Source organism: Halomonas sp. AOP30-A1-24 (genome assembly GCF_052378165.1).
GTDB classification, from domain to species: domain Bacteria; phylum Pseudomonadota; class Gammaproteobacteria; order Pseudomonadales; family Halomonadaceae; genus Vreelandella; species Vreelandella citrativorans.
Genome location: NZ_JBQSXL010000032.1, coordinates 24,532 through 33,054 on the forward strand (window position 1 = coordinate 24,532; position 8,523 = coordinate 33,054).

Consider the following 8,523-nt stretch of genomic DNA (forward strand, 5'->3'; position numbering starts at 1 on the left):
TTATCAAATACGAGCGCACAGGGGCTAAAGTTAATTCCTTTTCAGCCGATAGTATTTATAGAATTCATGTTTTTTGTCTGCGAGGACTGTACTGATGGCAACAATTACCTCCCTTGGTGTTGGTTCAGGGTTAGATCTCACCGGTTTGCTGGATCAGCTTCAAGATGCCGAGCGCGGTAAGCTTGAGCCGATTACGCAGCAAAAAGCCGATCAAGAAGCCAAAATTTCCGCTTACGGGCAGTTGCAAACGTCGCTCAACGCATTTAACGATGCGGTGGCCAAGATTAACGACCCAAAGCTTTATCAAAGCCTTTCCGCCAATGTGCGTGGCGATGATATTACAGCCACTTCCTCGGCGAGTGCATTGCCGGGCAGTTACCAGGTAGAAGTCAGCCAGGTCGCGACATACGGCTCGCTTGCCTCTGAGAGTATTACTGAGATAGAGGAAACCTCAGATCCATTGGAGCTAAACGGTGCGACCGCTATCAGGCTAAATTTTGTAGGTAGTGAGAGCGAGCCGGTCGATATCGAGCTTGATGCCAACAGCTCACTAAACGATATTCGTGATGCAATTAACGCCAATAAAGACGCCGGTGTTAACGCCACGATTATTAATGACGGCGATGGCTACCGCTTGGCACTCAGTTCCAAAGCCACGGGTGCAGATGCATCCATTGATAGCTTTGAATTTGTAGGTGGAGAAGGCCAAGGCCCATTCGGTGAAGCGGAAGAAGCTGGCGCCAAGCAGCAGGGGCAAAATGCTTCTTTAACGGTGAACGGCATCGCGATTACCAGTGCCAGCAACCAGGTGGAAGGCGCTATTCAAGGGGTAACGCTTAACCTGAATGAGCTAAGCATTGCCGAAGGTGAAAAAGCGACCAGCACGGTCAACATTGAGCGCGATACCCTAAAGCAGCGTGAAGCGATCAACGGTTTTGTCGACGCGTATAACGATTTAAAAGATACAACTAACGAGCTTACTAGCTTCAACGCTGAAAGTGGAGCAGCTGGAGAGCTACTGGGTGATCGTGCCGTTCGTACGATTGAGTCCCGCCTGCGTAGCGTGCTCACCGGAGGTGTTGAAGGCGGCGAGTTTTCTACGCTGAGCCAACTGGGCATTACCTTAGAGGCTGGCACTACTCTTAGCGGTAAGCTGGAAGTTGATGATGAAAAGCTCGATAACCTAATCGCCAATGACCCGCAGGCGCTAAGCGCGTTTTTTGCCGGCGATAATAAAGACGGTGGTTTAGCCGGCAAGTTAAACAGCTCCATTGAGCAAATGACCAGTAGCAACGGAGTACTCACAGGTGCCGTTACAGGTGCTGAGAGCAACGTAAAAAGCCTGGATGAACGCTATGCGCGCATGGAAAAAAGCATCGATGCAACGATTGCCCGCTATCGCGCCCAGTTCAGCCAGCTGGACGTTATGGTGGCAGAGATGAACAGCATGAGTTCGTACCTGACCCAGCAGTTTGATGCGCTGGATGCCCAGCTAGGCCGCTAGTAGTAATCCCATTCAGCCTTGTAGGAGCGAATGAAGCAGCCCCATAGCGCTGCTGGAGTAAGGGCGGCTAGCTGCACAAATGTAGTGCGCGGTAAGCGAAGCGCACCCGCAATGCAGTGCATAGCACTGCCGGAGCAAGGGCAGCTATCGCCGCCATCGCCGAGTGAACTCAGCTCCCACAAAACCGCTGCCCCGCTCATTGTGAGAAATCACCCGCAAAGCAGCGCCCCGCGCTGCCGGGGGGTGGCTAACACAGCACACCCTATAGGCCAACGGCACAAATGTAGTGCGCGGTAAGCGAAGCGCACCCGCAAAGCAGCGCCCCGCGCTGCCGGGGTAAGGGCGACTAACGCCGCCATCGCCGAGTAAACTCAGCTCCCACAAAACCACTGGCTCCGCTTCGAAAACCGCGCATTGACCCAATCATTACGCGCTGGGTGAAGCGCCACCTGCAGCGGCTTGGCGCAGGCGTTAATCTTGAAACGCTCACCAGTCTGGTGGAGGACAAAGACATGCTGGCAGAAAACCTGGAAAATCTCTTGAGAAAAGAGCGCCTGAAAGCGTATCAAGAGGGCTATGAGGAAGGTTATCAAGAGACAAAGCGAAAAATTTTTAGGAATCTGCTTGTCTTTAGATTTGGCCAATTACCCAATTGGGTGGATGAACAGCTGCAAAAAGCAACGCCTGAGCAGCTAGCCGTTTGGTCGGAGCAAGTGCTTGTCGCTGATAGCCTGGAAGCGCTATTTACTCAGTAAGGCGCGTTTGTTATGAGCGTGGTTGAGCAAGGGCGGCTAGCGCCGCCATCGCCGAGTAACTCAGCTTCTACAACCTGTCTTGCCAGGCCTCAAAAGTGATCGCCCTTGCGCGGCCGTGCTAACATCCCCGGTACTGCGCAGGAGGGCCCATGGCAAATCACTACGACACTGGCTATAAAGAACTTTTCAGCTACCCTGAATTTGTTCAACAACTGCTTGAAGGCTTTGCCCCGCCAGAAATCTCTGAGCTGATGGATTTCAGCACATTAAAACTCCATAGTGGCAATTACATCACACCGCTTTTTGAAGAGAAGTTTGAAGATCTGGTCTGGTCGGTGCAGGTGAACTGGCAAGGGGCTATCCAGGAGGTCTACCTCTACCTGTTACTTGAGTTTCAATCCCGGGTCGACCGCACAATGCCCATTCGGCTGATGCACTACGTTGCCTGCTTCTATGACCATTTGCTAAAAGCGAAAGCGACCACGCCCGGTAAAGGCTTGCCGCCCGTGTTCCCTGTTGTGTTATATAACGGGACAGAGCGCTGGTCAGCCAAGCATGATATATACGACATGGTGCAGCCTACGCCACCCGTCTTTTTACAGCCTTACCAGCCGCATCTGCGCTATTATTTAATTGATGAAGGTGCTTACACTGATGAGGAACTAGCGCAGCGTCACAGCCCTCTAAGCGGTATATTTAGCATTGAAAACGCGGCCACGAGCTGGGAAAGCCTGCAACAAGCGGTTGACCGCATTGTCGCGATCATTCAGGCAGACCCCCATAAACCGCGCATTGACCCAATCATTACGCGCTGGGTGAAGCGCCACCTGCAACGGCTTGGCGCAGGCATCAACCTGGAAGCGCTTACAAGTTTGGTGGAGGATAAAAACATGTTGGCAGAAAACCTGGAAAACTTGGTGAAGAAAGAGCGGCTAGAAGGTCGTCAGGAAGGTCGCCAAGAAGGTCGCCAAGAAGGTCGCCAAGAAGGTCGCCAAGAGGCTGAGAAGTACGCGTTACAAGAAAAGCGTAAAACGGTACGCCACCTCTTATCGTTTGGAGTGCTAAATGATGAGCAGATTTCCGAAGCGACGGGCCTATCTATTCATGATATTGCAAAACTGCGTATCGAAGGTAAGCACTGACTGAGAAAGCAGCGCCCCGCGCTGCCGGGGGTTGGCTAACACAGCACACGTTATAGGCCAACGGCACAAATGTAGTGCGCGGTAAGCGAAGCGCACCCGCAACGCAGTGCGCAGCACTGCCGGGGGTTGGTTAACACAGCACACCCTATAGGCCAACGGCACAAATGTAGTGCGCGGTAAGCGAAGCGCACCCGCAATGCAGCGCATAGCGCTGCCGGGGTAAGGGCAGCTAGCGCCGCCATCGCCGAGTGAACTCAGCTCCCACAAAACCGCTGCCCCGCTCATTGTGAGAAACCACCCGCAATGCAGTGCCACCCGCTGCCGGGGTAAGGGCAGCTAGCGCCGCCATCGCCGAGTGAACTCAGCTCCCACAAAACCGGTTGTGTCGATGTGTTGGGGGGCTGTGTAGACTGCTTACTCACTCGGGCTGCTTTTGTGGGAGCCCACTTCAGTGGTGGTCCGACACATCGGCGAAGCAGTGCCCCGCGCTGCCGGGGTTGAGTAACGCAGCTCTATAGGCCAACATGGCCGCTAGCGCCGGGTAACCTCAGCCTCCACAAGAATCAGCATAAACGTATCCCTCACACCGCGCCTGCCTCCACATGCCCTGTGTCGAATGTTGGTAATCCCCTCATTACCAAAAATTACATAATTTTTTGCTACTTCCCCCTAAAGATTTCCTCCGTTGCGCCGTTATTAAGTATAACGGCGCACAACACGCCGAACAGCGGGCCACGTGGCCAGTCTTATTGAAAGGGGAATACCACCATGTCAGTGATCAATACCAACATCACAGCAATGATCGGTCAGCAAAACCTGAGCAAATCTCAGAGCGCGCTGTCTACCTCTATGGAGCGTCTGAGCTCTGGTCTGCGTATCAACAGCGCGAAAGATGATGCGGCTGGTCAAGCCATTGCTAACCGCATGTCTTCACAGATCACTGGCCTGTCTCAGGCTCAGCGTAACGCCAACGACGGTATCTCTGTTGCGCAAACCGCTGAAGGCGCCCTGAACCAGGTAAACGACAACCTGCAGCGTGTGCGTGAACTGACGGTTCAAGCCCAGAACGACACCAACTCTGCTGACGACCGTAAATCCATCCAGGATGAAATCGATCAGCGTCTGACTGAGATCAACCGCATCTCTGAGCAGACTGACTTTAACGGCGTTAAAGTACTGGCTGAAGACCGCAACCTGTCTATCCAGGTAGGTGCTAACGACGGCGAAATGATCGACGTTAAACTGGAAAAAATTACTGCCGGCACATTGAACCTCTCCAGCTTCAATGTGAATGGCCCAGGTGAAGGCCTTGCCGCTGCAGAAACAGCTGACTACGAAAAAGCATACGGCAAAGCCACTGGCGTGACAGGCAATACTGTCTCTGCAACTGGTTTCCGTGATGAACTGGCAACAAACCTGGGTATTGCTACCGGTTCTGTTACAACTGCTGGCGCTGCGCAGGTTGACGACAATGGTAACTGGTATGTAGATGTTACTATCACCGCTACAAGTGAATCAGAAGTAAAAGCGCTGGGCTTACAGGGTATTGAAGCCACTTCCGGCACTGCGGTTACCTTCCAGGTAGCACTTGAGCCTTCTGAAGCGGCTATCGCAAATGGCTCTACTGATGCTGCCTTCACTGTTGATGGTAGTAAGCTGGGCGCCAAAGATCTGTTAAGCGCTGCTACTTCTGACCCGATGGAGCAGCTTGATAATGCGCTAAAACAAGTTGATGAGCTGCGTTCAGGTTTGGGTGCTATTCAAAACCGTTTTGAATCCGCGATTACCAACCTGCAAACCAACGAAACTAACCTTTCTGCAGCACGCTCACGCATCGAAGATGCTGACTATGCCTCAGAAGTAAGCAACATGACTCGCGCACAGATTCTTCAGCAGGCGGGTACTTCTGTACTGGCCCAGGCCAACCAGGTTCCACAGAACGTTCTTTCTCTGCTGGGCTAATAAGCTGGCGCAGTACACTTCCGCTTTGTCGGATAAAATACAGGCCTCCTTTGGGAGGCCTGTCTTGTTTTGGGTGTTACGCGTTCAGTTAGTTAGGCTATCTATTAGCTGCTTTTCCTACCTTTGCTGCCTCTTCTATACGCGTATGCTACCCAGCAAATATAAATGCGGAATGCCTTCTCATGTCGAAAAAAACATCTGCTTCCATGCCCAGGAAAGCTCGCCAGAATAGCGTCACTGGAAAGAGTGTTCCGTCATCGCTGCATAAGGCAAAAAAACTGGCAGAGCGCCAACCGCAAAATGCGGCTGCCTGGAAACAGCTTGGGGCTGAGCTTTCAGAGGCAGGCTTGCGCCAGGAAGCGCTAGAAGCCCTTGATAAGGCGCTTATGCTGACACCTAACGATGCGGAGGCACTGGCTGTAAAAGGCAGGATTACTCACCAGCTAGGTGACCCCGAGCAAGGCTTGGCGCTCTTAAAAGAAGCGGTAAAGCGCCAGCCAGGTTTTGCAAAAGCCCAGCACTATATCGGTTATATTTACTACACGCAGGCGCGTTACGACGATGCCCTAACCTACGCAGATGAAGCGTGCCGCCTGGCGCCTAATGATGTTGATATGCTCAACACACTAGGCAACGTCTTGATGCAAAAATTTGAATATTCGCGGGCGCAGAAAACGTTAGAGAAGGCAGCGCAACTTGCACCAAATAATTATCTTTCCTGGAATAATCTGGGGAATGTATATAATGCTGTGGGCGACCTTGATAAAGGCTTGGATGCTTATCAACAAGCCCACCGTATTAATCCCCTGGCGCCTGGCCCTTTCTCAAATATTATAACTACATGCCATTATCATCCTCATAAAACGGCTGAGGAAATCACCGGCCTTTGTAAACAATGGGACAATAAATTTTCTGTTCAAACAACCATTAAATCCTACGACAATTTAGTAGACCCTCAAAAGCAATTAAGAATTGGGTTAATTTCTGACGGTTTTCGGGGGCATCCCGTTGGGCGAATGATAACGTCTGCTTTGGAGAATGTGTCGAAAGCGCAGATAGCCCTCTACCTCTATAGCACCAATAATGCGATTGATGGTATTACACAACGGTTACAAGCAGCATCTGAAAAATGGATGAGTATTCAGCCGCTTAATGATGAGCAAGTCGCGGAGCAAGTCGCCAGTGATAAGATTGATATTCTGATTGACCTGGCGGGTCATAATGCGGGCAACAGGGTTCTTGCTGTGAGTAGGCGTCCCGCACCGCTTCAGGTGAAGTGGGTCGGTGGTTTAATTAATACCACGGGGCTCTCTGCTATTGATTACCTTATTAGCGATAGCGTAGAAACTCCCGAGGGAGTGGATGAAGAGTACGTTGAAAAACTCATTCGCCTACCTAACGATTATATTTGCTATGTGCCTCCTGGTGGTTACGAACCCGAGGTAGGGCCCTTACCGGCACGACAGAACGGTTACATCACCTTAGGGTGCTTTAACAACGCGACGAAGCTTAACGATGTCGTATTAGAGCAGTGGGCAAAGCTAATGGATGCGCTGCCTAACTCTAAGCTAATGTTAAAGAGTATGCAGTATAAGAGCGAGGAACGTTGCCAGAAAATTAGAGAGACCATGGCACTGCATGGCATCGAAAGCTCACGGCTTATTATTGAAGGGCCCTCTTCGCACGCTGAATTATTGGATGCGTATAACAAGGTTGATATTTCACTGGACCCTTGGCCTTATTCAGGGGGCTTGACCACCTGCGAATCGTTTTTGATGGGCGTTCCCGTTGTAACGCTTCCCGGTCCTACGTTTGCAGGGCGTCATAGTGCGACCCATCTTGTTAATGCGGGTATGCCGGAGCTAGTCGTCACGTGCTGGGAAGAGTATAAGGCGCGTGTTATCGACCTGGCATCCGATCTCGATAGCCTGGCCGCTATCAGACAGCACTTGCGTCAAATACTGTTAGCGTCACCGGTGTGTAACGCCCCTCTCTTTGCGGGACACTTTACCGACGCCATGCGCGCTATTTGGCAGCGTCACTGCGAAGGTAAGCCGCCTGCTGCACTCACGTTCGATAAAGCAGGGCAAGTCACTTTCAAAGATGAAAGCGTACCGGTTGAAGTGGCTTATGCAATAGAAAACGAGGCTGCAAGTAATGATTTTAGCTGGTCGCTGCCAAGTAAAATCATAACGCTGGACAATGGTGCCGCGTTGCTGCGCCAACAAGGGGTAGAAGGGCTTCGCCAATTAAAGGCATTCGGTATTGTGGCATTCGACCCGGCGAGTCATGTGCAAAACGCTGACCAGTTCCAGGGCAGCGATGATATCCAGGTTTTTCCTCACACCGCGCTTGGTGATGGCAAGCCCGCAACGCTTTATGCCTGTTTAGATGAAACGTTGAGCAGCACGCTTGAACCTTTGCCTGAGCCGACAGGTAACGAGGCTTTAGCGACGCAAGTGCTGGCCAAACTACCGATCAGCACCATTACGTTAGATAGCATCGAAGGTTTGGAAAGCCTTGACTGGTTGATTCTTGATGGCCTTAATGATGCTGTCGCTATATTGGAAAATGGCGAAGCATCACTAAGTGAGACGTTGGCAATTCAAGTGCGTATTGTGTTTCAACCTACCCACTATCGTCAGCCAAATCTGGCAGAAATACAGCATTGGATGTCCCGGCACGGTTTTCGTTTCTATCGTTTTAATAATACGCAGCATACTAGCCAATTGCCCGATTCTGTTCCTTCGGCGCTTCGCCAGGCAACGGAGCTACAGTCCGCCGATGCGCTATTTTTACCCAGCCATGCGCGGATGAGCACGCTCTCTGATCAACAGCGAATCAAGCTCGCATTTTTGCTGCATACCGTATATGGCATCAAGGATATGGCGTATCACGTCTTGGCGGGAGCTGATACGGAGAAAGCTGAACAGTATTTGTTTACGGAAAAATTACTGGAATCCAGTACTGATGATTCTGCTAGCAATAACCTGGATGAAGCTGCTTCTGAAATGGCTTGCTCCTCGGTAAGCCAAAGGCAGCCTGTCGCTGATAATATTTCTCAAGATATTGATGCGCTCTTAAGTAGCGATACTGTGTTCCAACAAAAAAGTGTAGACAAGGCCGCTGGGAATGATGCTAAGCCTGTTTCAACGCCTAC

5 protein-coding genes and 1 pseudogene are annotated in these 8,523 nt (G+C 51.3%); all 6 read left to right on the plus strand.

Annotated features, from left to right (window positions below; translation table 11 throughout):
- The first annotated feature begins 94 nt into the window (after window positions 1–94).
- Complete coding sequence (gene fliD, locus ACT3TJ_RS15565) at window positions 95–1,504, plus strand: flagellar filament capping protein FliD (RefSeq protein WP_192527938.1); 1,410 nt, start codon at window positions 95–97, stop codon at window positions 1,502–1,504.
- Between the two features lie 437 nt (window positions 1,505–1,941).
- Window positions 1,942–2,259, plus strand: coding sequence for a hypothetical protein (locus ACT3TJ_RS15570; RefSeq protein ID WP_192528702.1), 318 nt, complete (start codon window positions 1,942–1,944; stop codon window positions 2,257–2,259).
- Window positions 2,260–2,408: 149 nt separating this feature from the next.
- On the plus strand, window positions 2,409–3,401 hold the full coding sequence (locus tag ACT3TJ_RS15575; protein ID WP_444622515.1) for an Rpn family recombination-promoting nuclease/putative transposase: 993 nt from the start codon (window positions 2,409–2,411) through the stop codon (window positions 3,399–3,401).
- 768 nt (window positions 3,402–4,169) lie between these two features.
- Window positions 4,170–5,363 (plus strand): FliC/FljB family flagellin, encoded by a 1,194-nt coding sequence (locus ACT3TJ_RS15580; protein ID WP_192528330.1) that lies wholly within the window; start codon window positions 4,170–4,172, stop codon window positions 5,361–5,363.
- Between the two features lie 386 nt (window positions 5,364–5,749).
- Window positions 5,750–5,959: pseudogene (locus ACT3TJ_RS15585) on the plus strand (tetratricopeptide repeat protein); the annotation flags it as partial.
- Between the two features lie 18 nt (window positions 5,960–5,977).
- A partial coding sequence (locus ACT3TJ_RS15590) for an O-linked N-acetylglucosamine transferase, SPINDLY family protein (RefSeq protein ID WP_444622516.1) occupies window positions 5,978–8,523 on the plus strand: 2,546 nt, incomplete at its 3' end.

Excerpts from the sequence above, each read along its gene's own strand:
- fliD (WP_192527938.1), top strand. The coding sequence starts at position 95 with ATGGCAACAATTACCTCCCTTGGTGTTGGTTCAGGGTTAGATCTCACC.
- ACT3TJ_RS15575 (WP_444622515.1), top strand. The coding sequence starts at position 2,409 with ATGGCAAATCACTACGACACTGGCTATAAAGAACTTTTCAGCTACCCT.
- ACT3TJ_RS15580 (WP_192528330.1), top strand. The coding sequence starts at position 4,170 with ATGTCAGTGATCAATACCAACATCACAGCAATGATCGGTCAGCAAAAC.